This window comes from Chromobacterium sp. (assembly GCF_041912965.1).
GTDB lineage: Bacteria > Pseudomonadota > Gammaproteobacteria > Burkholderiales > Chromobacteriaceae > Chromobacterium > Chromobacterium aquaticum.
Window position 1 is genome coordinate 34,328 of sequence record NZ_JAYSGF010000024.1, and the last position, 26,939, is coordinate 61,266.

At 66.1% G+C, this 26,939-nt stretch carries 25 protein-coding genes; 18 read left to right on the top strand and 7 right to left on the bottom strand.

Going from position 1 to position 26,939, the window contains the following annotated elements; genetic code table 11:
* Position 1: 1 nt before the first annotated feature.
* The 3 genes from ACE3QM_RS13920 to ACE3QM_RS13930 form a co-directional block, all read right to left on the bottom strand.
* Positions 2 to 916 (bottom strand): ABC transporter permease subunit, encoded by a 915-nt coding sequence (locus tag ACE3QM_RS13920; RefSeq protein WP_048410068.1) that lies wholly within the window; start codon positions 914 to 916, stop codon positions 2 to 4.
* 25 nt (positions 917 to 941) lie between these two features.
* Positions 942 to 1,862, bottom strand: coding sequence for an oligopeptide ABC transporter permease OppB (oppB, locus tag ACE3QM_RS13925; RefSeq protein ID WP_048410067.1), 921 nt, complete (start codon positions 1,860 to 1,862; stop codon positions 942 to 944).
* 239 nt (positions 1,863 to 2,101) lie between these two features.
* Positions 2,102 to 3,718 carry a peptide ABC transporter substrate-binding protein gene (locus tag ACE3QM_RS13930; RefSeq protein ID WP_048410066.1) on the bottom strand — a complete coding sequence of 539 codons (1,617 nt, stop codon included), beginning with the start codon at positions 3,716 to 3,718 and terminating at the stop codon, positions 2,102 to 2,104.
* A 691-nt stretch (positions 3,719 to 4,409) separates the two neighbouring features.
* Between ACE3QM_RS13930 and ACE3QM_RS13935 the strand changes: the two genes are divergently transcribed.
* Together ACE3QM_RS13935 and ACE3QM_RS13940 are read left to right on the top strand one after the other, a co-directional pair.
* On the top strand, positions 4,410 to 5,543 hold the full coding sequence (locus tag ACE3QM_RS13935; RefSeq protein ID WP_374422670.1) for an efflux RND transporter periplasmic adaptor subunit: 1,134 nt from the start codon (positions 4,410 to 4,412) through the stop codon (positions 5,541 to 5,543).
* The gene (locus ACE3QM_RS13940; RefSeq protein WP_374422672.1) at positions 5,543 to 8,629 is read left to right on the top strand and encodes an efflux RND transporter permease subunit; all 3,087 of its coding nucleotides are present in this window, start codon (positions 5,543 to 5,545) and stop codon (positions 8,627 to 8,629) included. The genes ACE3QM_RS13935 and ACE3QM_RS13940 overlap by 1 nt, the downstream gene beginning before the upstream one ends.
* A gap of 56 nt (positions 8,630 to 8,685) precedes the next feature.
* On the opposite strand, the gene ACE3QM_RS13945 is transcribed toward ACE3QM_RS13940, so the two are convergent.
* Both ACE3QM_RS13945 and ACE3QM_RS13950 read right to left on the bottom strand, forming a co-directional pair.
* On the bottom strand, positions 8,686 to 9,183 hold the full coding sequence (locus ACE3QM_RS13945; RefSeq protein ID WP_053074386.1) for a CNP1-like family protein: 498 nt from the start codon (positions 9,181 to 9,183) through the stop codon (positions 8,686 to 8,688).
* 16 nt (positions 9,184 to 9,199) lie between these two features.
* Complete coding sequence (locus tag ACE3QM_RS13950; RefSeq protein WP_374422676.1) at positions 9,200 to 9,979, bottom strand: NRDE family protein; 780 nt, start codon at positions 9,977 to 9,979, stop codon at positions 9,200 to 9,202.
* Between the two features lie 189 nt (positions 9,980 to 10,168).
* On the opposite strand from ACE3QM_RS13950, the gene ACE3QM_RS13955 reads away from it, so the two are divergent.
* Together ACE3QM_RS13955 and pyrC are read left to right on the top strand one after the other, a co-directional pair.
* Positions 10,169 to 10,399: a sulfurtransferase TusA family protein gene (locus ACE3QM_RS13955; protein ID WP_043589636.1), complete on the top strand. Its 231-nt coding sequence runs from the start codon at positions 10,169 to 10,171 to the stop codon at positions 10,397 to 10,399.
* 200 nt (positions 10,400 to 10,599) lie between these two features.
* The gene (pyrC, locus tag ACE3QM_RS13960; protein WP_374422678.1) at positions 10,600 to 11,640 is read left to right on the top strand and encodes a dihydroorotase; all 1,041 of its coding nucleotides are present in this window, start codon (positions 10,600 to 10,602) and stop codon (positions 11,638 to 11,640) included.
* A 55-nt stretch (positions 11,641 to 11,695) separates the two neighbouring features.
* On the opposite strand, the gene ACE3QM_RS13965 is transcribed toward pyrC, so the two are convergent.
* On the bottom strand, positions 11,696 to 12,037 hold the full coding sequence (locus tag ACE3QM_RS13965; RefSeq protein ID WP_231462195.1) for an FKBP-type peptidyl-prolyl cis-trans isomerase: 342 nt from the start codon (positions 12,035 to 12,037) through the stop codon (positions 11,696 to 11,698).
* A 361-nt stretch (positions 12,038 to 12,398) separates the two neighbouring features.
* Here ACE3QM_RS13965 and ACE3QM_RS13970 point away from each other — a divergent pair, with 361 nt between their 5' ends.
* The 11 genes from ACE3QM_RS13970 to ACE3QM_RS14020 all read left to right on the top strand — a co-directional run bounded on the left by ACE3QM_RS13970 (position 12,399) and on the right by ACE3QM_RS14020 (position 23,454).
* A complete protein-coding gene (locus ACE3QM_RS13970) occupies positions 12,399 to 13,148 on the top strand; it encodes a sulfite exporter TauE/SafE family protein (protein ID WP_048410061.1) in 750 nt (249 codons plus the stop codon).
* A gap of 246 nt (positions 13,149 to 13,394) precedes the next feature.
* Positions 13,395 to 14,921 carry a 4-hydroxyphenylacetate 3-hydroxylase family protein gene (locus tag ACE3QM_RS13975; protein ID WP_374422681.1) on the top strand — a complete coding sequence of 509 codons (1,527 nt, stop codon included), beginning with the start codon at positions 13,395 to 13,397 and terminating at the stop codon, positions 14,919 to 14,921.
* 23 nt (positions 14,922 to 14,944) lie between these two features.
* Positions 14,945 to 15,991, top strand: coding sequence for an aromatic ring-hydroxylating dioxygenase subunit alpha (locus ACE3QM_RS13980; protein ID WP_048410059.1), 1,047 nt, complete (start codon positions 14,945 to 14,947; stop codon positions 15,989 to 15,991).
* A gap of 16 nt (positions 15,992 to 16,007) precedes the next feature.
* Positions 16,008 to 17,384, top strand: coding sequence for a diaminobutyrate--2-oxoglutarate transaminase family protein (locus tag ACE3QM_RS13985; RefSeq protein WP_374422683.1), 1,377 nt, complete (start codon positions 16,008 to 16,010; stop codon positions 17,382 to 17,384).
* 15 nt (positions 17,385 to 17,399) lie between these two features.
* Entirely contained in the window at positions 17,400 to 18,716 is a 1,317-nt protein-coding gene (locus ACE3QM_RS13990) for a lysine N(6)-hydroxylase/L-ornithine N(5)-oxygenase family protein (protein WP_374422686.1), read from the top strand.
* Positions 18,697 to 19,998 (top strand): NAD(P)/FAD-dependent oxidoreductase, encoded by a 1,302-nt coding sequence (locus ACE3QM_RS13995; RefSeq protein ID WP_374422688.1) that lies wholly within the window; start codon positions 18,697 to 18,699, stop codon positions 19,996 to 19,998. Before ACE3QM_RS13990 ends, ACE3QM_RS13995 begins: the two co-directional genes overlap by 20 nt.
* On the top strand, positions 19,995 to 20,627 hold the full coding sequence (locus tag ACE3QM_RS14000) for an FMN-binding negative transcriptional regulator (protein ID WP_053074385.1): 633 nt from the start codon (positions 19,995 to 19,997) through the stop codon (positions 20,625 to 20,627). Before ACE3QM_RS13995 ends, ACE3QM_RS14000 begins: the two co-directional genes overlap by 4 nt.
* On the top strand, positions 20,620 to 21,693 hold the full coding sequence (gene zapE / locus ACE3QM_RS14005; protein WP_048410055.1) for a cell division protein ZapE: 1,074 nt from the start codon (positions 20,620 to 20,622) through the stop codon (positions 21,691 to 21,693). Before ACE3QM_RS14000 ends, zapE begins: the two co-directional genes overlap by 8 nt.
* Positions 21,684 to 22,073: a tautomerase family protein gene (locus tag ACE3QM_RS14010; RefSeq protein ID WP_374422691.1), complete on the top strand. Its 390-nt coding sequence runs from the start codon at positions 21,684 to 21,686 to the stop codon at positions 22,071 to 22,073. The genes zapE and ACE3QM_RS14010 overlap by 10 nt, the downstream gene beginning before the upstream one ends.
* Positions 22,073 to 22,576 (top strand): flavin reductase family protein, encoded by a 504-nt coding sequence (locus ACE3QM_RS14015; protein ID WP_374422693.1) that lies wholly within the window; start codon positions 22,073 to 22,075, stop codon positions 22,574 to 22,576. Before ACE3QM_RS14010 ends, ACE3QM_RS14015 begins: the two co-directional genes overlap by 1 nt.
* Positions 22,573 to 23,454 (top strand): oxaloacetate decarboxylase, encoded by an 882-nt coding sequence (locus ACE3QM_RS14020; protein WP_374422695.1) that lies wholly within the window; start codon positions 22,573 to 22,575, stop codon positions 23,452 to 23,454. Before ACE3QM_RS14015 ends, ACE3QM_RS14020 begins: the two co-directional genes overlap by 4 nt.
* A gap of 3 nt (positions 23,455 to 23,457) precedes the next feature.
* On the opposite strand, the gene ACE3QM_RS14025 is transcribed toward ACE3QM_RS14020, so the two are convergent.
* Positions 23,458 to 24,003, bottom strand: coding sequence for a TetR/AcrR family transcriptional regulator (locus tag ACE3QM_RS14025; protein WP_374422697.1), 546 nt, complete (start codon positions 24,001 to 24,003; stop codon positions 23,458 to 23,460).
* Between the two features lie 96 nt (positions 24,004 to 24,099).
* Here ACE3QM_RS14025 and ACE3QM_RS14030 point away from each other — a divergent pair, with 96 nt between their 5' ends.
* The 3 genes from ACE3QM_RS14030 (at position 24,100) to ACE3QM_RS14040 (ending at position 26,698) form a co-directional block, all read left to right on the top strand.
* Positions 24,100 to 24,702, top strand: a complete 603-nt coding sequence (locus ACE3QM_RS14030) for a DJ-1/PfpI family protein (RefSeq protein WP_374422699.1) — start codon at positions 24,100 to 24,102, stop codon at positions 24,700 to 24,702.
* Positions 24,703 to 24,864: 162 nt separating this feature from the next.
* A complete protein-coding gene (locus ACE3QM_RS14035) occupies positions 24,865 to 25,638 on the top strand; it encodes an isocitrate lyase/phosphoenolpyruvate mutase family protein (RefSeq protein WP_374422701.1) in 774 nt (257 codons plus the stop codon).
* Positions 25,625 to 26,698: a bifunctional transcriptional activator/DNA repair enzyme AdaA gene (locus ACE3QM_RS14040; protein ID WP_374422703.1), complete on the top strand. Its 1,074-nt coding sequence runs from the start codon at positions 25,625 to 25,627 to the stop codon at positions 26,696 to 26,698. Before ACE3QM_RS14035 ends, ACE3QM_RS14040 begins: the two co-directional genes overlap by 14 nt.
* Positions 26,699 to 26,939 lie beyond the last annotated feature (241 nt).

Below are 26,939 nucleotides of genomic sequence, written 5' to 3' on the forward strand. Positions count from 1 at the left end.
CTCATCGATCTTTCGGGTCCAGCGCGTCGCGCAGGCCGTCGCCGATATAGTTGGCGCAGTACAGGGTCAGCGACAACATGCCGGCGGGGAACAGCAATTGCCAGGGCTGGCTTTCCATGGTCTTGGTGCCGTCGCCGATCAACACGCCCCAGCTGGTCATCGGCTCTTGCACGCCCAGGCCCAGGAAGGACAGCACCGATTCGGTCAGGATCACGCCCGGCACCGTCACCGTAGTGTAGATCACCACGATGCCCAGCAGATTGGGCACGATGTGGCGGGCGATGATGGTGGAGGTGGACACGCCGATGGCGCGCGCCGCTTCCACGTATTCCTTGGACTTGATCGACAGCGTCTGGCCGCGCACCACGCGCGCCATGTCCATCCAGCCCAGGATGGTGATGGTCAGCACCACCAGGTAGAACTCGCGGCCCAGCAAGGTCACCATCAGGATGGCGATCAGCAGATAGGGCACCGCGTACATCATGTCGACGACGCGCATCATCAGGTTGTCGATCTTGCCGCCGAGGAAACCGGCGCTGGCGCCCCACAGCACGCCGATGATCACCGCGGCGATGGTGGCCAGCGCGCCGACCATCAGCGAGATGCGGCCGCCTATCAGGGTGCGCACCAGCAAGTCGCGGCCCAGGTCGTCGGTGCCGAACCAGTGCATGCCCTGCCAGGTGGGCGCCAGGCTGATGGCGTCCCAGTCGGTGTCGTCATAGGTATGGGGCGACAACATCGGTCCGAAAATACAGGCCAGCACGATCAGCGACAGGATGATCAGGCTGACCACGGCCGCGCGGTTGCGGAAAAAGCGGATGCGCGCGTCACGCCACGGGCTGCGGCCTTCTACGGCGGCGTCGTCCAGGCGGGTCTCCAGCGCGATCGCCGCTTGCTTCTGTTTGCTTCTCAACATGGGAAATCCTTCGCGGTCACGCGCGTCAATAGCGAATCTTGGGATCGAGGAAGGCGTAAGCCAGGTCGACCAGCAGATTGAGCACCACGGCGATCACCGTCACCAGCACCACCAGGCCCAGCACCAGCGTGTAGTCGCGGTTGGCCGCGCCGTTGACGATGAGCTTGCCCAGGCCGGGCAGCGAGAAGATGGATTCGGTGACCACGGCGGAGGTGATCGAGGAAATGGTCAGCGGCCCCAGCAGCGTCACCACCGGCATCAGCGCCGGCTTGAGCGCGTGGCGGACGATGATGGTGCGCATCGGCAGGCCCTTGGCGCGCGCGGTGCGGATGAAGTTGCTGCCCAGCACCTCGATCAGGCTGCCGCGCATCACCCGGCCTATGGTGGCCACGTTGATGAAGGTCAGCAGCGCCACCGGCAGGATCATGTAGCGCGGATCGAAATCGTTCCAGCCGCCGGACGGCAGCCAGTGCAGGGTGACGGCGAAGATCAGCACCAGCACCGGCCCGATGATGAAGGACGGAAAGGCGCTGCCCATATTGCTGATCAGCATCACCAGGTAATCCACCGCGCTGTTCTGGCGCAGCGCGGCGATGATGCCCAGCACCACGCCTATCACCAGCGAAATCAGGATGGCGCTGCCGCCTATCGCCGCCGATACCGGCAACGCCTCGGCCACCAGATCGTTGACGCTCCAGTCCGAATAACGGAAGGAAGCGCCCAGATCGCCTTGCAGCAGGCTCTTCAGGTAATACAGGTATTGCTGCCACAGGGGCAGGTCGAGATGGTACTTGGCCTGTAGGTTGGCCAACACCGCCTCGGAAACTTTGCGCTCCCCGTCAAAGGGGCCGCCAGGGGTCATGTGCAGCAGCAGATAACAGACGGTGATGACGGCCAACACGGTTGGGATCGTCAACAGCACGCGTCGCAAGGTATAGGACCACATTGCAAGATACTCCGACTCGCCGCGTTCCGCCGCGCGCCGCCGCGCGATGCGCGGGCGGCGGACGGAGCAACGGCGATTGACACCGATAGTCACGGGCGGGCGGCGCCGTCTGCGACGGCCGCCCGCTCAACACACCGGGGTTGCCCCCGTCTCCTGATCAAGGCCGAGCGCGCGTGCCGGCACGCCCCCTATCCCACATGGGGACTGGAGGCGTGCAGGCGTCGGCGCGGGGCCGGCGATCAATGCTGGATGATGTAGAGATCCTTGCTGCGGTAACGATCCACCGGATTCTTCAGCGAGTAGCCGCCCACATACGGTTTCACCAGGCGCGGCAGCGTGTACTGCAGCACCGGGATCATCGGGTAGTCGTCCATCACCAGCTTGGTGGCCTGGGTCAGCAACTGGGTGCGCTTGGCCGGATCGGTGCTTTCATTGCCCTGCTTGATCAACTCATCCGCTTTCTTGTTGCAGTTGAAGTTGTCGTTCTGGGTGTTGCCGCACTGAACCAGCGCCAGGAAGGTGGTGGCGTCGTTATAGTCGGCCAGCCAGCCGTTGCGCGCCACCTGGTAGTCGCCGTCGTGACGTTTCTTCAGGAATACCTTGAACTCCATGTTTTCCATGGAGGTGTTGAAGCCCAGCTTGCTCTTCCACTCGGAGGCCACGAAGATGGCCATCTTCTTGTGGTAGTCGCTGGTGTTGTAGGACAGCTTGAGCGTGGTGCCCGGCTTGACGCCGGCTTGGGCCAGCAGCTTCTTGGCCTCGTCCACGCGCTTGGCCATCGGCCATTGCGCCCAGTCGTAGCTGGTCGGCAGGCCGCCGTGCACGCCCTTGACCATCACACTGTAGGACGGCAGCTGGCCGTCGCCGGTGATCTTCTTGGTCATCAGATCGCGATCGATCACCATGGACAGCGCCTTGCGCACGCGCACGTCCTTCAGCAGCGGATCCCGGTTGTTCAGGCTGTAGTAGCGCAGGCCCAGGATAGTGGAGGTTTTCAGATCCTTGGGCATGGAGCTCTTGAGCTTGTCGAAGCTGCCCGGCGGGATCTCGTAGGTCATGTCGGTCTGGCCGGACTGGAACAGCTTCTGGTCGGCGTTCTGATCTTCGATCGGCAGGAAGCTGACGCGGGTCAGCTGCACATTCTTGGCGTTCCAGTACTGCGCGTTCTTCTCGATCACCACCTTGCTGTTGACTTGCCAGTCTTTCAGCACGAAGGGACCGTTGCTGACCATCTTGCCCGGCTTGACCCAGTCCTTGCCGAACTTGTCGATCACCGCCTTGGGCGCGGGGCCCAGCTGGGCATTGGACATCAGCTCAGGCAGGTAGGACACCGGGAAGGCGGTGTCCACTTGCACGGTGTACTTGTCCAGCGCCTTGACGCCGATGGCGGTGACCGGCTTCTTGCCGGCGACGATGGCCTCGCCATTCAGGAAGAAGATGCCGAAGGTGCCGGCATAGGGAGCGGCCAGCTTCGGGTCCACCAGGCGGCGGATGCCGTAGACGAAATCGTCGGCGGTGACGCCGCTGCCGTCGGACCATTTGGCGTTCTTGCGCAGCTTGAACACCCAGGTGGTCGGCGCGGTCTGTTTCCAGGACTCGGCCACACCCGGCTGCAGCTTGCCTTCGTTGTCGGTGGCGGTCAGGCCTTCGAACAGGTCATGAGTGATGATGTTGGCCGGCACGCCTTCCACCACCATCGGGTCCAGCGACTCCGGCTCGGAACCGTTGGAGCGCACCAGCTCCTGTTTGGCGGCCAGCTTGGTGCCGGCGGGCAACACGGCGGCCAGCGCCGCGCCGGATGTCAGGGCCAGCGTGACCGCGGCCGCGATTGTCTGTAGCGATTTCTTATCTGCCATCTCGCCTACTCTCCTATGTATTGTCTATCCCGTCGACTATCGCGGGATGATCAGAATCTTCACTCGATTGTATCCAGAGTGGTTGGCGGCCATTATGCGCTGAGGATTTTGAATACTTCAAGTGCTAAGCACGGCGCTGCGGCGAGCGATTTAACGTTTTCGTCGCAAATTGATTATCCAAGCCTATATTTGCTGTGGCAGCACTATGATTTCACAATGTTTTTTGTCCGACACCATCAAGCCATTCCATAACTTATTGCCTGTCATAAGTAATGCTCATGGCCGTGGATATCAGCCTATACAATTAATCCAAAGGAATATCTGTTTTTTCTTATTTTTATTAAAACAGGATTTTCCAAAATCATTAACGCTTTAGCGCTTGGCGAAAGCCGGACTGCTTGAGTAAGCTCGGCCTCACGCATGCCGCAAGCCCGTTTTCCGGCCCGCCGTCCGGCGCGCCGCCCAGGCGCCCCTTGATCTGCAAGCCCTGGCGGGCGATACCATTATTCAAGCGCAGACAAGGATAGCCACCCGGCCAATGGAAGACAGCGCTCGCGGCGGCGAGGCATGCGTTCCCGCCCCAGTCCGCCCGGCACGGCGTAGACGCGGGGCTTGAACGGCCAATCGGGTTTCGATGGGACGACACCTGGTATCCACGGCGGGCAGCGCCCGCTCCAAAGCGAGAACAACAATGAAGAAAAGAGTCGTTGCAGCCACCGTTGCGGGCCTGCTGATCGCGGCCGGCGCCGCCGGCGTTTACGGCCTCAAGAACACGGACGGCGGCGCCGGCCAGCGCGCCAAGCCGCCGATTGCCGTTGGCATGGCCAAGGTGGCCACCGAGGACTTGCCGATAGAGCTGTCCGCCACCGGTAATGTCACCGCCATTGAAAAAGTGGAAGTGAAACCGCAGGTTTCCGGCGTGGTGGCCAAGGTCCACGTCAAGGAAGGCCAGCAGGTGACACCGGGCCAACTCTTGTTCACGCTGGACACCGCCGCCGAAGCCGCGCAGCTGAAGAAAGCCCAGGCACAGCTGCTCAGCGACCAGGCCCAGTTGAAAAACGCCGAGCGCGACCTGGCGCGCAGCCGCGATTTGCTGGTCAAGAACTTCGTGTCGCAAAGCGTTGTGGACGCCAATCAATCCAAGATGGACGCGCTCAGCGCCACCGTCGCCGCCGACCGCGCCCAAGTGGACGCGGCGCGGGTGGCGCTGGACTACAAGACGCTGCGGGCGTCGATAGGCGGACGCATCGGCGTGATCGGCGTTTATCCCGGCACCCTGGTGCAACCGGGCATGGCCACGGCGATGCTGACCATTACCCGCGCCCACCCGATCACCGCCACCTTCACCCTGCCGGAACGCAATCTTGGCGCGGTGCGCAACGCCCAGGCCGCCGGCACGCTGCTGGTGCGCGCAACGCTGCCGGACAGCGGCGACAGCGTGGATGGCAAGCTGGTATTCATAGACAGCGCGGTGGACAGCGCCAACGGCACGCTGACGCTGAAAGCCGAGTTCGCCAACCAGGACGGCAAGCTGTGGCCGGGCCAGTTCGTCAACGTCGCGCTGGACGCCGGACGCTACCAGCAGGCCACCACCATCCCGGTGGCGGCGCTGCTGACCGGGCCGGAAGGCAAGTTCAGCTACACGGTGCAGGCTGACGGCGGCGTCAAGCGCGTGCCGGTGGAACTGCTGGCCATCCACAAGGAAAAAGCCATCGTCAAAGGCCTGAGCGCCGGCGACACCGTGGTATCCAACGGCGGCCTCAATCTGCGCCCCGGCGACAAAGTGCGCGCGGCCAAGGCCGGCCAGGCCAGCGGAGGCCAGTGATGCACATTTCCGAGCTCTGCATCCGCCGTCCGGTGATGACGGTGCTGCTGTGCCTGTCCCTGGTGGTGGCCGGCCTGATCGCCTATCAAAAGCTGCCCATCGCCGCGCTGCCCAGCTTCGACACCCCCACCATCAATGTGTCCGCCAGCCTGCCGGGCGCCAGCCCGGACAGCATGGCTTCCTCGGTGGCCGCGCCGCTGGAAAAGCAGTTTTCCACCATCCCCGGCATCGCGGTGATCAGCTCCTCCAGCACCCTGGGCAGCACCTCGATCACGCTGGAATTCGACAACGACCGCAATATCGACCTGGCGGCGGTGGACGTGCAGGCGGCGCTGCTGCGCGCGCAGCGTTCGCTGCCGACGGAAATGACCTCCACCCCATCCTACCGCAAGGTCAACCCGGCGGATTCGCCGGTGCTGCTGCTGGCGCTCAATTCGCCGGCGATGTCGCTGTCCGATCTCAACGACTACGCCGAGAACTGGCTGTCGCCCAATATCGCCACCCTCAAGGGCGTGGCCCAGGTCAACATCTTCGGCCAGAAGCGCTTCGCGGTGCGGATCAAGGCCGATCCGGGCAAGCTGGCCTCGCGCAATCTGACGCTGGACGATGTCGCCGCCAGCATCCGCGCCGCCAACGCCAACACCCCGGTGGGCACGCTGGAGGGCAAATCGCAGCTGATGACGGTGGAGGCCAACCGCCAGCTGCAGAACGCCGCCCAGTTCGCCAACCTGGTCATCGCCAGCCGCAACGGCCTGCCGGTGCGGCTGTCCGATGTGGCCGCGGTGGAAGACAGCGTGGAAAACCTCAAGACCGGCAGCTGGGTCAACGGCGAGCGCTCCATCGTGCTGGCGGTGATGCGCCAGAGCGACGCCAACACCGTGGCGGTGGTGGACGCCATCCGCAAGGAACTGCCGCAGTTGCAGGCGCAGTTGCCCGGCTCGGTGCGGCTGAACCTGCTCAACGACCGCTCGCAGTCCATCCGCGAAGCCATTCACGACGTCAAGCTGACCCTGCTGCTCACCATCGCGCTGGTGATCATGGTGATCTTCATGTTCCTGCAGCGCATGGCGGCCACGCTGATTCCGGCGCTGTCGCTGCCGATCTCGCTGATCGGCACCATAGGCCTGATGTACTGGCTGGGCTACAGCCTGGACAATATCTCGCTGCTGGGCATCACGCTGGCGGTGGGCCTGGTTGTGGACGACGCCATCGTGGTGCTGGAAAACATCGTCCGCTACATCGAGGAAGGGCTGTCGCCGATGGAAGCGGCGCTGCGCGGCTCGCGCGAGATCGGCTTCACCATCGTGTCCATCTCCCTGTCGCTGGTGGCCATCTTCATTCCCATCTTCTTCATGCAGGGCGTGATCGGCCTGCTGTTCCACGAATTCGCCGTGGTGGTCTCGCTGGCGGTGCTGGTGTCGGCGGCGGTGTCGCTGACGCTGATCCCGCTGCTGTCCTCGCGCTTCCTGGCCGCGAACGCCGTTGGCCACCAGGCGCAGCGCGGCCGCGTGGCCACCGTGCTGGAAGGCGGTTTCGACGCGGTGCTGAACGGCTACCGCCGCACGCTGGACCTGGCACTCAAGCATCGCCGGATGACCCTGGCCGCGGCGCTGTCCACCTTTGCGCTGACCGCGCTGATGTTCAGCGCCATTCCCAAGGGCTTCTTCCCCACCGAGGACACCGGCCAGATCATGGCCAGCACCGAGGCGGCGCAGGACGTGTCCTTCGACGCCATGCTCAAGCTGCAGCAGCGCGCCGCCCAGATCGTGCAGGCCAATCCCAACGTCGCCTTCGTCACCTCCTCGCTGTCCGGCGGCAACACCGGCCGCATGTTCATCCAGCTCAAGCCGCGCGGCGAGCGCGCCAAGCTGGACCCGACCATGGAAAGCCTGCGCGGCGACCTGCGCGCGGTGCCCGGTTTCAGCGTCTATCTGAACCCGACGCAGAACCTGCGCCTGGGCGGCCGCCAGAGCAAGAGCCGCTACCAATACACCCTGCAGGGCATACAGGCGGAAAGCCTGAACGCCTGGTCCGACAAGCTGCAGCAAGGCATGCAGGCCGACCCGATCTTCCGCGACGTCACCAGCGACTCCCAGCTCAAGGGCCTGCAAGCCAAGCTGAACATAGACCGCGACAAGGCCAATCTGCTGGGCGTGGACATCCAGAGCATACGCAGCGCCTTGTACAGCGCCTTCGGCGAGCGGCAGATCTCCACCATCTACACCGCCAGCGACAACTACCAGGTGATCCTGCAGGCGGACGATCCTTTCAAGATCAACGAATTCGACTTCTCGCGGTTGCGCGTGCGCGCCGCCGACGGCCAATTGGTGCCGCTGTCCAGCATCGCCGCGGTGGAACGCACCGTCGGCCCGATCTCGGTCAACCACCAGGGCCAGCTGCAGGCGGTGACGCTGTCCTTCAACCTGGCGCCCGGCATTCCGCTGAGCCAGGCCGATCAACACCTGCGCCAGCTCAAGGAGCGCATCGCGCTGCCGCCGTCCATCGCCACCAGCTATAGCGGCGACGCCGCCGCCTTCGAGGAAACCCAGGGCAGCCAGATCCTGCTGCTGGGCATCGCGGTGGCGGTGATCTACGTGCTGCTGGGGGTGCTGTACGAAAGCTACATCCACCCGCTGACGATTCTGTCCGGCCTGCCCTCCGCCGCCATCGGCGCGCTGGGCACGCTGATGCTGTTCGGCCAGGAGCTGACCATCATCGCCAGCATCGGCATCCTGATGCTGATCGGCATCGTCAAGAAGAACGCCATCATGATGATAGATTTCGCGCTGGAAGCGCAGCGCAAGCAGGGCATGACGCCGGAGCAGGCCATTCACGCCGCCTGCCTGCTGCGCTTCCGGCCCATCATGATGACCACGCTGGCGGCGCTGATGGGCGCGCTGCCGATCGCGCTGGGCCTGGGCGCCGGCGCCGAGCTGCGCCAGCCGCTGGGCCTGGCGGTGGTGGGCGGCCTGATCTTCTCCCAGGTGATCACCCTCTACATCACCCCGGTGCTCTATCTGTACTTCGACGCGCTGGCGCAACGCCACGCGGCCTGGCGGGAAAGACGGCGCGCGCTGCGCGCCTAACGCGACAAGGCCCGCGCCGGACTCCGGCGCGGGCCTTTCAGTTTTCAAACAGCAACTCAGCCCTGGCGCAAGCGCTTCAGCGCCTCCTCGGCGTCGCGCGGCGCGCGCCGATCCGGGCAGGCCAGCTCGCGCAGCGTGCGGCGCAGCTTGTCGTCGCGCTCTATCTTGCGCCACACCGCCTTGGTGGAGCGGATCCAGTTTTTATCGACGCTGTTGCCGAAGGCGTAAGCGCGGTAGCTGCCCTCATTGCACAACAGGCCCTCGAAACTCAGATTCTCGCCGCCGGCCGGGCTCTTCACCCGCACGATCATGCGCACCACGCCGTCCTCGCCCGCGCTCAGGGTCTTGGCGTCGACGAAATACTGATTGACCTGCAGATTGTCGGTGCTGACCGCGATCCAATCCGGCTGCGCCGGATACGGCGGCAACTGGTAATCGCCCTCCTGCCACGGCACTTCCGGCGCGAAATCGATGTTCTTCTTGATCTTGTTGTCGGCCAGCGCCGGCTGCGCGGCGCAGAGGGCCAGCGCGATGATGGCGGCAAAAGTCTTCAAATCTCTAACTCCTCGTTCAACGCGTCGGGGCCGCGCTAGGCTGGCCCGGACGCAAGGTGAAACGGCGGCGGCCGGTTTCCCTGCCGGCCAAGCCCCAACTCAATTCCGAAAACTGCATATCGCCGCGCGCCGACACCGTCAGCAGCATGGACGCGCGCGTGCCGTAGTCGCGGCCCTTGATGAAGATGGGCGACAGCACCCGCTCCAGCGCGGAGCCGATGCGAGTATTGGGCAACTGCCCCAGCGGCGCCGGCGTGGCGTCGGACAAGGCGGTGAATGCCTGCTCGTCGCTGGGCACGCGCTGAAACTCGCGCAGATACTCCGCCAACCGCTCGCTCTTGAACCACGGCGTGTCCAGCGTGGCGTTGGACAGCGTATGAATGCCCGGCGTCACCCGCGCGATCTGGCCGCCGCGGCTGTGGAAATGGAACAGGTCCGAGGCATAGCCGAACAAGAGGTTGAACGGCGCGTAGCGGCCTTGCTCGGCGCGCAGCCAGTCGGCGAAGGCGAATGGGTCCTCGTCGCCGCTGACGAAACGCTCCACCAGCTCGCCGCGCGAACGCTCCGCCTTGACCGGATGGCCGTCGCGGATATTGGTCACCGCGGCGATGCGGCCGCGGCCGTCCACCATCAGCCAGCTGCCGCCGGACTCGGCGTCGCGCCCGCCCAGGGTATTGGGGTATTGCGGCCACCAATCCAGCGGCTCGGCCGGGCGCGCATAGTATTCATCGCGGTTGGCCAGCAACACCAGCTGGCCCAATCCGGGGGTCTTGTAGGCAAAAGCGATCACGCACATGATAAAGGCCGATTTGAGAATGGCTTGGCGACTCGCGTAAACTTAAGGTCTAGGGAGCAGCCGCGGACAGTTCCGACCAGGCCTGTATTCCGCTCAAGGTCCGCCGCGCGTCGGCGATGCGGCCTTGAACGAGAGCCAAGCGGCCGGGCTTCCCTCCATTGTAACTGATAAGGCTGAGGAAGCCGGACCATGAATTTCGACAAGACCATAGACCTCTCCGGCCTCAACTGCCCGTTGCCCATCCTGCGCGCCAAGAAGGCGCTGGCGGAAATGGACAGCGGCGCGGTGCTGGAGGTGATCGCCACCGATCCCGGCGCGCCCAAGGATTTCGAAGCCTTCTGCCGCCAGACCGGCAACGCGTTGTTGACCTCGGACACCACCGCGGAAGGCAAATTCCGCATGGTGCTGAAACGGAAATAATTTCGATGGCTCAGAGCCTGTTTACCCGCTCGCGAGCAAAGGCGAAACCAGGCGAAAGCGGCTGAAGAAGCGGAATGTGCATAGCGTACATCAGCATTCTGATAGACGTACTCGCCGTGTCGCCTCTCACGACGCGCAGCAGCTTGTAAACAGGTTCTTTTTGACCGCCGCCTTTTTCATCGCTACCCGCAGGCAAGACCATGACGCAAACCCTGACCCTGATCCGCCCCGACGACTGGCACCTGCACCTGCGCGACGGCGCGGCGCTGGCCGCCGTATTGCCCGACACCTGTCGCCAGATGGGCCGCGCCATCATCATGCCCAACCTCAAGCCGCCGGTGACCACCGTGGACGCCGCCGCCGCCTACCGCGAGCGCATCCTGGCCGCGCGCCCGGCCGGCAGCCGCTTCGAGCCGCTGATGACGCTGTACCTGACCGACAACACCTCGCCGGCGGAAATCCGCAAGGCCAAGGCCAGCGGCTTCGTCCACGCGGTCAAGCTCTACCCGGCCGGCGCCACCACCAACTCCGACTTCGGCGTGTCCGACGTCAACAAGGCGCTGCCGGCGCTGGAAGCCATGGCCGAGGCCGGGCTGCCGCTGCTAGTGCACGGCGAAGTCACCGATCCGGCCATCGACGTGTTCGACCGCGAGGCGGTGTTCATCGAACAAGTGTTCCAGCCCTTGCTGGCCAAGCTGCCGACGCTGCGCGTGGTGTTCGAACACATCACCACCCGCGACGCCGCCGAATACGTGGCCGCCGCGCCGGACAACGTCGCCGCCACCATCACCGCCCACCACCTGCTGATGAACCGCAACGCGCTGTTCACCGGCGGCATCCGCCCGCACCACTACTGCCTGCCGGTGCTCAAGCGCGAGCTGCACCGCCAGGCGCTGCTCAAGGCCGCCACCAGCGGTTCCGCCAAGTTCTTCCTCGGCACCGACAGCGCGCCGCACGCGCGCCACGCCAAGGAGAGCAGCTGCGGCTGCGCCGGCATGTACACCGCCAACGCCGCCATCGAGCTGTACGCCGAGGCCTTCGAGGCCGCCGGCGCGCTGGACCAGCTGGAAGCCTTCGCCAGCCTCAACGGCCCGGCCTTCTACCGCCTGCCGGTCAACCAAGAGCGGGTGACCCTGGCCAAGCAGGCGTGGACGGTGCCGGACGCGCTGCCCTACGACGGCGACGCGCTGGTGCCGCTGCGCGCCGGCGAGAGCGTGGCCTGGAAACTGCTGGACGCATAAAGCAATGGCGAACAACACCCGGTCCCAGCGCCGGTCTGTTGTTCGCCGCGCCGCCTCAATCGTCGCGGGTCAGCACTTCCAGCAGCTCGATCTCGAACAGGAGATTGGAATTGGGCTTGATCAGCGCGCCGATCTGGCGCTCGCCGTAAGCCAGGCGCGCCGGCACGTACAGCCGGCGCTTGCCGCCCACTTTCATGCCCATCAGGCCCTGGTCCCAGCCCTTGATCACGCGGCCGGTGCCGATCACGCACTGGAACGGCCGGCCCTTGGCGTGGGATGAATCGAACTCGGTGCCATCCTCCAGCCAGCCGGTGTACTGGGTGGTGATCAGCGCGCCGCGCACCGCCTCCTTGCCCTCGCCCGTCACCAGATCGGTGATTTGCAGTTCATCGCTCATATTGGCGTCCTCGCATCAGTCATGCGGCGGATGATAGCCAAGTCCCCGCCCAGCGGCGAGTCCAGCGCCATCCACCAGCATTGCCGCCGCCCCCGGCTCAGCCCGCTACATTTTGCTATCCCTCTCTATTTGATTTATCCAAATCAGGATATTTGCAACTGGGATACCATCACAAAAATGCAATATCAATACTACAACAACGAACTTTCTCATTTGACATACATCACGCCAAATCAGTAGGATGCAAACACTTAAGAACGGCTGAGTCATACCAAATAGCCGTCGGAGAAATAGCAAGCACCGTCAGGCCAACACCCACCGCGTTTGCTGGAGTGTGGCCCGCGAGTCAGGAGAACCCCCTATGTTGCTGGATTTGCCATGGCAGGACCTGGCCGCCATTTTCTCGGCCATCGCCATCGCCTACGTGATTTTCGGCGTGGCCGGCTTCGGCACCGCCCTGGTCGCCAGCCCGGTGCTGGCCATCTTCATTCCGGTGGCCAAGATCGTGCCGCTGCTGGCGCTGATGGATATGTTCGCCGCGCTCAGCAACATCCTGCGCGACGGCCGCAAGGCCGACGTGGGCGAATTGAAGCGGCTGCTGCCGCTGATGGTGGCCGGCAGCCTGATCGGCGCCGCCATCCTGCTGAAAACCCGGCCGGACGTGCTGCTGCTGGCGCTGGGCGTGTTCGTGGTGGCGTATTCGCTGTACTCGCTCAGCGGCCTCAGCCCCAAGCGGCAGTTCCAGCCGCGCGCGGCGGTGCCCTTCGGCCTGATCGGCGGCGTGTTCAGCGCCTTGTTCGGCAGCGGCGGCTTCATCTACGCCATCTATCTGTCCGGCCGCATCGAACAGAAAGAACATCTGCGCATCACCCAGACCACGCTGATAGGCCTGAGCACCCTGACCCGGGTGATCCTGTTCGCGCTGGCCGGCGTCTATATGGACACCTCCATCCTGCTGCTGGCGCTGCTGCTGGCGCCGGCGATGCTGTGCGGGGTGTTCGCCGGCCGTCACATCACCCTGCGCCTGACGCGCGAGCAATTCATTCGGGTGATCAATACCGTGGTGCTGTTTTCCGGCATCGTCTTGCTCAGCCGCTACTTCAGCCACTGATTCATCCGTTTCAGAGCGGCTGACAGAACGCCTGATGCGGCATGGCGCCGGCGCGCCTTGCCTCGGCCGTAACACTGACTTTTGTTAGCCACTCTCTAGGATATTCCCGCGGCGCCCGCCCCATGCCGGCCGCGCCACTGGGCCCCGCTGCGCCTTGGATTCAATCATTCCGCAACGGACTGGCCGTGCCGGCCGTTGCAGATGCTTTTGTTTGCTGCTCTTGAATCAAACCACGAGGAGTGCCAAGTGAACCCTGCTGCAAAAAATGAAATGATGACGCCGGAAGAGTATCTGGCCAGTCTCAACGATGGCCGCGAGGTGTATATCTACGGCCAGAAAGTGGACAGCGTCACCCGACATCCGGCCTTCCGCAACAGCGCCCATTCGATGTCGCGGCTGTACGCGGCGCTGCACCACCCGGACAGCCGGGACGTGATGACCGACATCGATCCGGAAGGCTATCGCACCCACCGCTATTTCATGCCCAGCCGTTCCTGTGAGGACTTGCTCAAGGCCCGCGACGCCATCGCCCACTGGTCGCGGCTAAGCTACGGCTTCATGGGCCGCACCCCGGATTACAAGGCCGGCTTCACCGCCACGCTGAAATCCGATCCCCACCTGTACGCGCCCTTTCACGACAATGCGCTGAGCTGGTACCGCCAGAGCGCGCGCAAGGTGCTGTTCCTCAACCATGTGCTGGTGAACCCGCCGGTGGGCCGCGCCCGCGCCGTCGCCGACATGCGCGACATCTATCTGCACGTGGAAAAGGAAACCGACGCCGGCATCATCGTGCGCGGCGCCAAGATGGTGGCCACCAGCGCGGCCATCTCCAACGCTACCTTCGTCGCCCAGAACAGCGCGGTGCAATACCAGACCGGCCGCGAGGAAGACTTCGCGCTGTGCTTCATCCTGCCGATGAACGCGCCCAATCTCAAGATCATCTGCCGCCGCTCCTACGAAGCCGCGGCGCTCAGCCCCTTCGACAATCCGCTGTCCAGCCGCTTCGACGAAAACGACTCGGTGCTGATTTTCGACGGCGTGTTCGTGCCCTGGGAAAACGTGCTGATCTACCGCGACATCGAGCGCGCGCGCAGCTTCTATTCCGCCTCCGGCTTCCTCAACCGCTATCCGCTGCAATCCGGCACCCGGCTGGCGGTGAAGATGGACTTCATCTGCGGCCTGCTGGCCAAGGTGCTGGAATCCAACGGCAGCGACGGCTTCCGCGGCGTGCGCACCCGGCTGGCCGACATCGTGGCGCTGCGCAATCTGATGTGGTCGCTGACCGAATCGCTGTGCCACAACCCGGAACCGCGCCAGGACGGCTCGGTGGTGCCGCGGCTGGAAGCCGCCGCCACGGTGCGCTATTTCGGCACCCAGATGATGTCCCAGCTCAAACCGGTGTTCAACACCATACTCGGCGGCTCGCCCATCATGCAGGTGTCCAGCTGGCTGGACCTGCGCAACCCGGACATCAATGAACTGATCGGCTGTTATTTCCAGGGCACCGACCAGGAAGCGGTGGACCGGCTCAAGCTGATCAAGCTGCTGTGGGACGCGCTGGGCAGCGAATTCGGCGGCCGCCACGAGCTGTACGAGCACAACTACGCCGGCAACAACGAGCAAGTGCGGCTGGACATGCTGCGCCACTGCGAGAGCAGCGGCGTGCTGGAACAGTGCCGCTCGCTGGTGGACGAGTGCATGTCCGATTACACCCTGGACGGCTGGGCGCGTCCGGGCTGGCAGTTCGACGGCGCTTGCCGCGACCGCGCTTGAACCGGACCGGAAAGGAGGCAAGCATGCTGTATGCAGGCAAGTGGGACCGCGCCGGGCTGGATTACCAGGCGCTGAAAAAGCAATGGCACGTGGTGGCGCGCGGCGAGGAAGTCAGCGCCGAACAACCCAAGGCGGTGCGGCTGCTGGGCGAAGAACTGGTGCTGTGGCGCGACGGCAGCGGCCAAATCCACGCGTGGAAGGACTATTGCGGCCATCGCGGCGCCAAGCTGTCGCTGGGCTGCGTCAAAAAGGGCGAGATCGAATGCCCGTACCACGGCTGGCGCTTCGACGCCGGCGGCCAGTGCACCCGAGTGCCGGCCCACCCGGACCAAGCCACGCCGTCGTCGGCGCGGCTGATCTTCCGCCACCACGCGGCCGAGCGCTATGGCCTGATCTGGGTCAGCCTGGACGCGCCGCAGCGGCCGCTGCCGGTGTTTCCGGAATGGGAGGACGGCAGCTTCCGCAAAGTGTTCGCCGGCCCCTACCGCTATATGGGCAATGCCTTGCGCTCGGTGGAAAACTTCCTCGACGCCTCGCACTTCCCCTTCGTCCACGCCAATCTCAACGGCGACCCGGACGCGCCGGAACCGCTGCCGGACTACCAGGTGTTCAAGGATGAACACGGGCTGCGCACCTCGGAAATCTCGGTGTTCCAGCCCTATGGCGACCACCGCGGCATCCCGGTCACCGCACGCTACACCTATTCTGTGTTCAACCCCACCACCGCCTACTTCGTCAAGAAGACCGGCGACACCGAACGCTTCTGCACCTTCCTCAACGCCACCCCGGTGGACGAGGCCGAATGCGTGATCTGGCTGATCGTCGCCATCAACTTCGGCGCCGACTTGAGCGAGGAAAAAATCCTCTATCGCCAGGACATGGTATTCGAGCAAGACCGGCTGATCGTGGAATCGCAGCGCCCGGCGCGGCTGCCGCTGGACCTCCAGCAGGAAATGCATGTGCGCAGCGACCGGCTGGGCATCGAATACCGGCGCTGGATCAAGGAGCTGGGCCTGGCCGCCGCCGGCCAAGACCATGTGGAGCCGCGCGCCGCGGCGTTGATGAGCTGAGCAGGGGAAGCAAACGATGAATGCATCGATAGAACAGCGCCGCCTGCAACTGGCCGAGCGCGAATCCAATGCCCGCACCTACGCGCGCGGCATAGACCGCGTGATCAGCCGCGGCGAACTGGCCCGCGTCTACGACAGCGACGGCCGCGAATACCTGGACTGCCTGGCCTGCGCCGGCGCGCTGCCGCTGGGGCACAACCACCCCTTCGTCCAACAGCGGGTGGCCGATTTCCTGCAATCCGGCCAGCTGCAGCAGGCGCTGGACATCGCCACCCCGGCCAAGCTCGCCTTCGTGGAACAGCTGTACCAGGCGCTGCCGGCCGGCTTCGCCGAACACGCCAAGGTGCAGTTCTGCGGCCCGTCCGGCTCCGACGCGGTGGAAGCCGCGCTCAAGCTGTTCAAGACCGCCACCGGGCGCCGCTCGGTGCTGGCCTTCCAGGGCGCCTATCACGGCATGACCATGGGCGCGCTGGGCATGATGGGCAATCTGGGGCCCAAGCAGCACATCAGCGGCTATCCGGCGGAAATCCAGTTCCTGCCGTTTCCCTACGCCTACCGCAGCCCCTTCGGCGCCGACGCCGCCGACAGCGAGCGCCTGTCGCTGGCCTATCTGGAAAACCTGCTGTCCGATCCGGAAAGCGGCGTCAACAAGCCGGCCATGCTGCTGGTGGAGCCGATCCAGGGCGAAGGCGGCTGCATCCCGGCCAGCGCGGAATGGCTGCGCGGCCTGCGCGAAATCACCGCCCGCCACGACGTGCCGCTGGTGATGGACGAAGTGCAGACCGGCTTTGGCCGCAGCGGCGACATGTTCGCCCATGAATGGGCCGGCATCGTGCCGGACGCGGTGATCCTGTCCAAGGCGGTGGGCGGCGGCTACCCGCTGGCCTTGGTGGCCTACCACCAGAAATACGACCGCTGGGCGCCCGGCGCCCACGCCGGCACCTTCCGCGGCAATCAGATCGCCCTGGTCAGCGGCACGGCCACGCTGGAATACCTGCGCCGGCCCGGCGTGCTGGAACAAGTGCGGGAAGTGGGCCAGCTGCTGCGCCAGCGCCTGCTGGCGCTGCAAGCGCGCTTCTCCTGCATCGGCGAGGTGCGCGGCCGCGGCCTGATGCTGGGCGTGGAACTGATAGACCCCAACGGCGCACCGGACGCGCTGGGACACCCGCCGGCCAACGGCGTGCTGGCCAAGGCGCTGAAGCGCGCCTGTCTGGAACACGGCCTGATCCTGGAGAGCGGCGGCCGCCATGGCGCGGTGATGCGGCTGCTGCCGCCGCTGATCATCAGCGCCGACGACGCGGAAGACATCGTCCGCCGTTTTGAAACCGCGCTGGCCAGCCTGTGGCCCGCCGCCCCGGCCGCCGCCTCCGCGCATGCGGCCATGGCACTCTGAACCTGGAGCGACAGCATGACCCACACCGTACACGACATCATCGGCATCGGCTTCGGCCCCGCCAATATCGCGCTGGCCATCGCGCTGGAAGAACTGGCGCCACAGCTGTCCGTGCGCTTCCTGGAGCGGCGTCCCTCCGCCGCCTGGCAGCCCGGCATGCTGCTGGAAGGCTCGGACATCCAGAACCACCCGCTGCGCGACCTGGTCACCCCGCGCAACCCGCGCAGCCGCTACAGCTTCACCAACTTCCTGCACGAGCACAACCGGCTCTACGAGCACCTGAACCTGCCGCTGCACTACCCGCTGCGGCTGGAATACGCGCAATACGTCAGCTGGGTCGCCGGCTGCTTCCAGCACCAGGTGGAATACCAGCGCGAAGTCATCGACATCCTGCCGGTCAACGACAGCGACGGCGCGCTCAACCATTACCGCGTGCTCTGCGCCGACGGCCGCGAATACCTGGCGCTGAGCGTGGTGCTGGCGCCGGGCCGCACCCCCAATATCCCGGAACCGTTCCAGCGCGCGCCGGACCCGCGCGTGGTCCATCTCAACCACTACCTGCCGGCGCTGGAACGGCTCAAGGCCAAGGGCGGCGGCCGGGTGGCGGTGATAGGCGGCAGCCAGAGCGCGGTGGAAATCCTGCTGCACGCCAGCGCCGAGCCGGCGCTGACGCGGGTGGTGGGCGTCACCCGCAACTTCGGCTACCGCCAGAAAGACACCAGCCCCTTCTCCGACGAGGTCTACTTCCCCGCCTTCGTCGACACCTTCTTCGCCGCCAGCCCGGAACACAAGGCCAGGCTGCGCCAGGAACTGGTGTTCACCAATTACTCGGCCGCCGACATCGACGTGCTCAACCAGCTCTACGTCAAGCAATACGCCAACCGCCTGCAAGACAAGGACAGCCTGGCCCTGCTCACCTGCATGGAGACCGAGGCCTGCGAACCGGGCGCCGACGGCGTGACGCTGCGCTTGCGCCACTTCCTGGGCGGAGCAGTCGTCAGCGAAACCGTGGACCTGGTGGTGCTGGCCACCGGCTTCCTCGACCTGGGCCGCGGCCCCAAGCGCGAACCCTGGCCGCGGGTGCTGGAAACGCTGTCGCCGCAGCTGTGCGCCGAGCGCGACACCGTCGAAATCGCGCAGGACTACCGCGTGCGGCTGCAAGGCGCGGCCGACCACGGCGCGCCGCTGTACCTGAACGGGCTGTGCGAATCCTCCCACGGCATGGGCGACGCCGGCTCCTTCAGCCTGCTGGCGCTGCGCTCGCAAGCCATCGTGCAATCGTTGGCGGCGCGGCTGGAGCAAGGACCACGGCATGACGCCGCCCGCGCTTGAGGCGCTGCTGGGCGCCGTCAGCGGCTGGCAGGCGCGCGCGCCGCGGCTGCTGGCGGACAAGGCCGACGCGCTGCCGGCCAGCTGCGAACTGGCGGTGATAGGCGCCGGCCTCACCGGGCTGTCGGCGGCGCTGGCCGCCGCCGAGGCCGGCTGCAGCGTGGTGCTGCTGGAAGCCGACACCGTGGGCTGCGGCGCCAGCGGCCGCAATTCCGGCTTCGTGGTGCCGGTGCCGGCGCGCTGCGGACCGCAAGCCTTGAGCGCCTGGCTGGGACCGCAAAGCGAAGACTACCTGGCCGGCCTGAGCGAGGCCGCGGCCGAACTGCTGGCGCTGCCCGAAGCCAGCCCGGTGCGCCAAGGCTGGATGCAATTGTTCGCCGCCCCCGCCAACCCCCAAGCCAGCGCGCTGGCCTGGCGCCGGCTGGGCGTGCGCGCCCGCGCGCTGGACGCGGAACAAGCCCTGGCGCTGAGCGCCGCCGCCGGCTACCACGGCGGTCTGTTGTTCGAGGACGGCGGCCAGATCGACCCGCTGGCGCTGGCGCGCGGCCTGGCCGAACGCTGCCGCCGGCGCGGCGTGGTGCTGCTGGAACGCTGCCCGGCCAAGCTGCTGGAACTGAAAAGCCGCGACGGCATGCATGTGATCCGCACCCCGCGCGGCAGCCTGCGCGCCGGTCGCGTGCTGCTGGCCGGCAACGCCTACAGCCGCGACGGCATCGCCGCCGTCGCCCGCCGCAGCGTGCCGCTGACGCTGGCGCTCGGACAATTCGAACTGAGCGCGGAACAACAGGCGCGAGTGCTGCCCGCCGACATCCCCTTCTCCGACAACCGCCGCGATATGTGGTTTTTCCGCAAAACCCCGGAAGGCCGGCTCCTGACCGGCCTGTTCGCGCTGCGTTCCGACGCCGGCCCGGAGCATTACAGCGCCGCGCTGCGCCAGCGCATCCAGGCCGTGTTCGGCCTGGAGCCCGCCGGCGAACCGCTGCTGTGGGCCGGCCATGTCGGCCTCACCCTGTCCGGCCGGCCCAGCCTGCAATGCGTCGACGACGGCGTACTGGCCTGGACCGGCTGCAACGGCCGCGGCCTGGCGCTGTCCTTCATGCTGGGCCGGGCGCTGGCGCGGCAACTGATAGGCGCCGGCCCGGCCCCCTTGCCATTCAATTCGCGACCGCTGCGCGGCCGCGCGCTGCTAAAGTGGATGACCGAAGCGGCCATCGCCCATGACCGGCGGCGGCGCGCGCGGCGGCTGCCGGCAGAACCGCATTTGCGAAAGGAAGCTACCCAGTGAGTTCATGCGCCTTCCATTACTCGGAATACCGCTGCACCCGCCCCGAGCTGATCGACCAGATGATCGCCCGCTACCCGCTGGCGCTGATCAGCAGCGAGCACCAAGGCCAGCGGCACAACAACCACATTCCGCTGTTCCGCACCGCCGACCGCACCTTGTTCGGCCATGTCGACCGCCGCAATCCGCAATTCCAGGGCCGCGGCCGCTTTCCCGCGCATCTGGTGTTCATGGGCCCGCAAAGCTATATCCCGCCGGAAGCCTACCGCAGCCGGCTGCTGCCCACCTGGAACTACGTCGCGGTGCACATGGACGTCGAAATCGAAGTCCTCGACGATCTGGAATCGGCCCGCGCCGCGCTGCGCGACACCTGTGAGCGGCTGCAGCCGCCGCAGGCATCGTTCCAGTACGACGCCGCCGATCCCAGAGTGATCGCCAACGCGCCGCACATCCTCGGCCTGTGCATCCACGTGCTGCGCGAGGAAGGTCGCTTCAAGCTATCGCAGGATAAAAAGCCGGAAGACCAGCAAGCGGCGCTGGACCATCTGCTGCGCCGCGACGAGGCCGGCGAGCGCGCGCTGCTGGACGCGCTGCTGCGTTTTGCCGAAACCGCGGAGCCGGCGCATGCTTGAGTCCTCCGCCCTGGCGCGGCGTTTCGCCGAGCGAGGCGTCCTGCTGGACCCCGGCCAGCGCCGCGCCGCCGACGCGCTGGACGCGCTGTGCCTGCAGCCCCGGCCCGCCGCCGGCTGGCTGCGGCGACAGCAAGGCCCCGCCGGCGCCTATCTGTGGGGCGAACCCGGCCGCGGCAAGACCATGCTGATGGATGGGCTGTTCGCCTTGTCCACCCAGCCGGCGCAGCGCATCCACTACCATCAGTTCCTGCGCGATCTGCACCGCGGCCTGGCCCAGGCCGGCGGCGAGCACGCCAACTACCTGCCGGCGCTGGCCAAGCGCGTGGCCGGGCAAAGCCGTTTGTTCTGCCTGGACGAATTCCATCTGCACGACATTGCCGACGCCATCCTGATGGAGCGCTTCCTGACCGTGCTGCTGGAAGAGCGCGTGCAAGTGATCCTGACCTCCAACTACGCGCCGGAACAACTGCTCCCGGACCCGCAGCTGCATCGCTACGCGCTGCGGGTGATCGCGCTGATCCAGCAACACCTGGCCGTGCTGCACCTGGACGGCGCGCAGGACTACCGCTACCGCGAGGCCGCCAGCGCCGAACACTATCTGCACCCCTGCGACGCCGACGCCGAACAAGGCCTGCGCCGGCTGCTGCGGGAAGACGGCCTGCAACTGACCGACGGCGGCGGCGTCAGCCTGTCCGGCCGGCCGCTGCCGACGCGGGCGCAAGGACCGGGCTGCGTCTGGTTCGACTTCGACGCCATCTGCCTGGGGCCGCGCTCCCACCTGGACTACCTGGAAATCTCGGAACGCTGGCACACCGTGATTGTCTCCGACATCGCCCAGGCCCAGCTGAACAAGGCGGACGGCCTGCGCCGCTTCATCTGGCTGGTGGACGTGCTCTACGACCGCCGCCAGCGCCTGCTGCTGATCTCCGAACGCCCGATCGAAACCATGCTGCGCGAAGTGGCGCTGTCGGTGGACACCCACCGCACGCTGAGCCGGCTCGCTGAAATGCAATCCGCCTCCTTCGCCGCCGCCACCGCCATAGAAATGAGCCCCTTATGCCAATAGTCAGAATCGAGGACGCCGCCGCGCGCGCGCCCGAACAGCGCCAAGCCATCATCCACTGCGTCTACGACGCGCTGCGCGCCGTGTTCGGCGTCAGCGACGAGGAATTGCAGGCGCGCTACCAGCGCTATGCGCCGGAAGACCTGCTGCCGCCGGGCGGCGATCCGGACTACCTGCACATCGAAATCACCGTCTTCGCCGGCCGCAAGCCGGACACCAAGAAAAAACTCTACGCCCGGCTGACCGCCGACCTGGCCGCGCTGCTGGACATCGCGCCCGCCTCGGTGCTGATCCTGCTGCGCGAAGAGCCGGCCGACAACTGGGGCATGCGCGGCGGCGTGGCCGCCAGCGAAATCGACTTCGGCTACGCCATCGCCGTCTGATGAGCGCCGGCAACCTCGCACTGCGCCAGGCCCTGGGCAGCTTCGCCACCGGCGTCGCCATCGCCTCGGTGCTGGACCCCGACCACGGCCCGCTGGGCCTGACCATCAACGCCTTCAGTTCGGTATCGCTGGAACCGCCGCTGATCCTGTGGTGCTTGCGCAAGCAATCCCGCGCCGCCGCCAGCTTTCTTTCCGCCGAGCGCTTCGCCATCCAGGTGCTGAGCCGGCAGCAGCAAGACTTGAGCCGCCTGTTCGCCAGCCCCGGCCTCGAAGAACGCAAGCGCGCCCAGTTCACCCGCCAGCGCCACGGCGCGCCGCTGCTCAGCGGCGTCGCCGCCTGGCTGGCCTGCCGCCGCAAATGCCAGCACGAGGAAGGCGATCACCTGATCTTCATTGGCGAAGTGCTGGAAGCCCAGCACGAGCCGGAACGCCAGCCGCTGGTCTACTGGCGCGGCGACTACCACCAGACCCATCCCCTAGCCATTCTGGAACCGCAACCATGACGCAAAACAGCAAACACACCCTGCGCCGCCTGACAGCCAGCCGCTCCGGCCTGCTGGTGCCCGGCGCCTACAATGCGCTGAGCGCGCGCATCGTCGAGGACCTCGGCTTCGGCGCGCTCTACCTGACCGGCGCCGGCCTGACCAATATGCAGCTGGGCCTGCCGGACCTGGGCTTTGTCGGCCTGAAGGAAGTGGCGGACCAGGTTTCCGCCATCCGCGACGCGGTGTCGATTCCCATCATCGTCGACGCCGACACCGGCTTCGGCAACGCGCTCAATGTGCGCCGCACCGTGCGCGTGCTGGAACGCGCCGGCGCCGACGCCATCCAGCTGGAAGACCAAGTGCTGCCGAAGAAATGCGGCCACTTCTCCGGCCAGAACCTGATCAGCGCCGCCGAAATGTGCGGCAAGATCCAGGCGGCGGCGGAAGCGCGCCAGGACGAGAACCTGCTGATCATCGCCCGCACCGACGCCTGCGCGGTGGACGGCATCGACGCCGCCATCGAGCGCGCCGGCCGCTACGCCGAGGCCGGCGCCGACGTGCTGTTCATCGAAGCGGTGCGCGAACTGGACGACATCCGCCGCCTGCCGGCGCTGTTCGAGCGCCCCTTGCTGATAAATATCGTCATTGGCGGCAAGACCCCGGCGCTGAGCGCCGCGGAACTGAAGGAACTGGGCTATGGCCTGGTGCTGTACGCCAACGCCGCGCTGCAAGGCGCGGTGCTGGGCATGCAGCGGGCGCTGGGCGCGTTGGCGCGCGACGGCATCCTGCAGGAAGACCCGCAGTTGGTGGTCCCCTTCGCCGAACGCCAACGCCTGGTCAACAAGCCGCTCTACGACGAACTGGACGCGCGCTACGGCGCCGCCGGGCAGGACTGAGGGCTAGCCGCCCGCAAAGCGGCCGACCAGCGCCAACGCGCCACGGGCCAGCCGCTCAAACTGGCCCGCCTGGTGGCGCGCCCCGGTCTGCTGCCCGCCTATCAGGCACAGATGCGCCGCCTGGCCGATCAACTCGGCCTCGGCGGCGGAGCGCCCCAGGCGGCCTGCGGTTTCGATCGCGAACGCCAGCCGGCGGGCATCGACCCGCTGCTGGAAGGCCGCCGCCAATGGATCGCACAAGGCCCAGGCGCGGATGGCCACCTCCCGCCCCGGCTGCTTTTCCGCCGCAATCCGCAAATAACGCAGCAAGGTAGCGCCGGCGCTGCGCCCCTGCGCCGCATGGGCGAGCATGCGCTCGGTGTAATCCTCCTCCCAGGCGGTCAGCAGCGTGCGGACAAAGTCTTCCCGGTTGCGGAAATGGTGGTAGAAGGAACCGCGCGTCACATTCAGCCGGCGCGCCAGGTTTTCGGCCGACAGGCCGGCATGCCCCTCCTGATCCAGCGCGGCAAAGCCGGCGAGAATCCAATCCTTGCGCGACAGTGTTTTCATGCGCCGCCCTCCATACAGGCTGTGTATGGCCGCCGTTGGATTGCTAGGCTGCGAACTCCCGCGGAAACCGCATTCAACCTGCTCCAGGAGTTCGCCTTGAAAGACATCGCGCTTATCGCCTTCGACCACTTCACCGACATCGATCTATTCCTCATGTGGGACCTGCTGGGCCGCAACGGCAAAGACTGGCGCGTGCGCATCCTGGGCGCGCAGCCGGTCCTGCATTCGGCGCACGGCCTGACGGTGCCGACGCACGGCCCGCTCGCGGACGCCAATTACGCCGATGCGGTGCTGTTCTCCAGCGGCAAGCAAGGCGTGCCCGCCGCGCTCGCCGACCCGGACTTTCTGCCCGCGTTCGCGCTGGACCCCCGCCGTCAACGCATCGGCTCCATCTGCGGCGGCGCCTTCATCCTGGAACGGCTGGGCCTGCTGCCGCAGGGCCGCGCCACCACCCATCCGGATGCGAAAGCCGCTTTGCAGGCACAGGGCCTGCAAGTCCTGGACCAACCCTTGGTCTGCCACGGCAATATCGCCACCGCCGGCGGCTGTCTCGCCTCGCTCTACCTGGTGGGCTGGCTGGTGGAATCGCTGTTTGACGCCGACAAGCGCCGCGAAACCCTGCTGCCGGTGCTACCCGCCGGCCAACAGCCGATTTACGAAGCCTTGATCGACGACAGCCTCCGCCTCAGCGCATCTTGAGGCCGCCGCCAGTATAACCGCGCCGGCCATGCCATCAGAATTTTTCGTTCGCATTCAAACACCGGCGCGGCGGCAAACAGCCCGCAAAATACTCGTCCGATTTTCGGTTGTGACGGTCTTGGGCGCCCCCTAAGCTGTACGCATTCCAACCGGAGCACACCCATGGACTTCGCCGCCCTGCACCACCAAGCCGAACCGCTGTTGATCGCCAATGTCTGGGACGCCGTCAGCGCCCGCCTCGCCGAACAGGCCGGCTATGCCGCCATCGGCACCTCCAGCGCGGCGATGGCCGCCATGCTGGGCTACGAGGATGGCGAAGCACTCGGCTTTGCCGAATTGCGCCAGCTTGTCGCCCGCCTGCGCACCGCCAGCCGCCTGCCCCTGAGCGTGGACATGGAAGCCGGCTACGGCGACAGCCCCGAGCGCATCGCCGCCAATCTGAGCGAACTGGCCGCGCTCGGCGTCGTCGGCGTCAACCTGGAAGACAGCGTGGTGCGCCAAGGCCGGCGCAGCCTGCAGGATGCGGCGGCATTCGCCGCCATGTTGACGGCGGTGCGGACAGCGCTGCGTCAAGCCGGCCACACGCTATTCCTCAATGTCCGCACCGATCCCTTCCTGTTGGGCCTATCCGACGCGCAAGCGCAGACCATCGCCCGCGGCCGCCTGTACGCCGCCCACGGCGCCGACGGCCTGTTCGTGCCATGCGTGGTGCAAGAAACGGACATTCGCGCCATCGTCGCAGCGGTGCCGCTGCCCTTGAATGTGATGTGCATGCCGGCCTTGCCGGACTTCGCCGCGCTGGCGCGGCTGGGCGTCAAGCGCCTCTCCATGGGCAATGCCGTCCACGAACAATTGCAGCGCAGCTTGCTGAACATGCTGCACAATATCCGCGCCCAACAATCCTTCCAGGCCGTCTTCACCCATGCTGATCACTGACACCGAACAGGCCGACGGCTATTACCGGGCGCTGCTGGAACGCGCCGAGGCATACAACGGCATTTTCTTCGTCGCCGTCCGCACCACCGGCGTGTTCTGCATCGCCAGTTGCCGCGCGCGCAAGCCGAAACGGGAAAACGTCGAGTTTCACTCCAGTTTCAAATCCGCGCTGGACGCGGGCTTCCGCCCCTGCAAGATCTGCCGCCCCACCGAGAACGCCCACGCCGCGCCGCCGGCGGTGGCCCAGGTCATGACCTGGCTGCGGGCCAGCCCCAAGGACCGGATCAGCGATGCCCAGCTCAGACAGCGCGGCATCAGCCCGGAAGCGCTGCGCCGCTGGTTTCTCCAGCACCACGGCATCACCTTCCACGCCTTCCAGCGCATGCTGCGCATCAATACCGCGCTGCGCGAACTCAAGGGCGGCCGCAGCGCCACCGAGGTCGCGCTCGACAGCGGCTACGACTCGCTCAGCGGTTTTGCCCACGCCTACAAGAAACTGACCGGCAGCGCTCCCAGCGACAGCGCGCGCGTCATCCTGCTGCACCGCTTCACCACCCCGCTGGGCCCGATGCTGGCCTGCGCGACGGAGCGCGGCCTGTGCCTGCTGGAATTCACCGACCGGCGCATGCTGGAAACCGAATTCAAAGACCTGCAACGCCTGCTCAAGGCGCGGATCATCGCCGGGGAAAACGCGCACACCCGGCAAGCGGAAACAGAGATAGGCGAATACTTCGCCGGCCGCCGGCGACATTTTGACGTGGCGCTGGACACGCCGGGCAGCGAATTCCAACGCGGCGTATGGCAAAGCCTGCAAGCGCTGGACTACGGCAGCACCCACAGCTATCAAAGCCTGGCGGAACGGCTGGGCCGGCCCAGCGCGGTGCGCGCGGTGGCCGCCGCCAACGGCGCCAACCGCATCGCCATCATCGTTCCCTGCCACCGCGTGCTGGGCAAGGACGGCGCGCTGACCGGCTATGGCGGCGGCCTGGCGCGCAAGCAATGGCTGCTGGAACACGAACGCGGGCCGGCCATGGACTCGACGTTCCGGCTGGAGGCTTAGAACCTGTTTACGATCTTTTCTGATCGGAAGTGTTGTTCAAAGCATTGAATCCGCTACGCGGATGATGATTTAGGGCCGGTTCCGCCAGGCGAACGGAAAGGGGAACAACGCGGCCAAATTCCCCTTTACCCCAAAGGCCGCCCTGCAAGCCTGGCCTGCGGCTTCCCGCCGGGGCCCGTCAGGCCCGAGGCGCGTCGGATACGTGGTCTCCTACGTATCTAGCAACGGCTAACCACATCTA